This is a genomic window from Streptomyces sp. SID3343, from assembly GCF_009865215.1.
In the GTDB taxonomy this organism is placed as follows: domain Bacteria; phylum Actinomycetota; class Actinomycetes; order Streptomycetales; family Streptomycetaceae; genus Embleya.
Window position 1 is genome coordinate 1 of the sequence record NZ_WWJX01000634.1, and the last position, 603, is coordinate 603.

The window sequence follows — 603 nt, forward strand, 5'->3', positions numbered from 1 at the left end:
CACCGCGACCGACTCCCTCCGGGCCGCCGGCCTGCGCCTTCGGATCGGCGGAACACTCGACGAGCAGGTCGGCCACGGCCAACTGGTCCGAGCAGCACCCGACGGCTCCCTCCACGCCGCCGCCGACCCCCGCAGCGACGGAACCGCGATCGAGTCACTCGAACCAACGACCCCGTCGCCCATCCCGCATACGCCGTGAGGCGCTGTCGTTCGCGGGCGAGCGCACCCTCGCCCCGGACGGCGAACCCGTCCCGCACTCCGCCGCCGACCCGGACAGCGCCCACGTGATCGACCACCTCGACCGCGGCTGCGGCCAGCGGGCCTGCCCGTGGGCTTGGATCCCGACGCCATGGGCGGGCTCGGTGGCCACCCGATCACCGGGCGGGGCGCCCTCCGCGAACCGACGGTACGGCGGACGTCGTTGCGCGTGTGGGTCCGATCGGCCGGTGTGACGGTGGTCGCGGCTCGGCGGGCTCGGCGGGCTCGGCGGGGTCGCCGAGATGCCGGGGTGTCGACGAACTTCCCGGGGATGACAGCACACCGAGTGCGGCCGACGAGGGCGGCCGGCCGGACCCGGCCGGCCGACGGGCCGCGTGGCCGGTC

General features: G+C 76.3%; 1 protein-coding gene. It reads left to right on the plus strand.

Annotation, left to right across the window (positions count from 1 at the left end; translation table 11 throughout):
* Positions 1-199 (plus strand): hypothetical protein (locus GT354_RS54225; protein ID WP_237535239.1); only part of this gene is annotated, 199 nt, incomplete at its 5' end.
* Between the last annotated feature and the right edge of the window lie 404 nt (positions 200-603).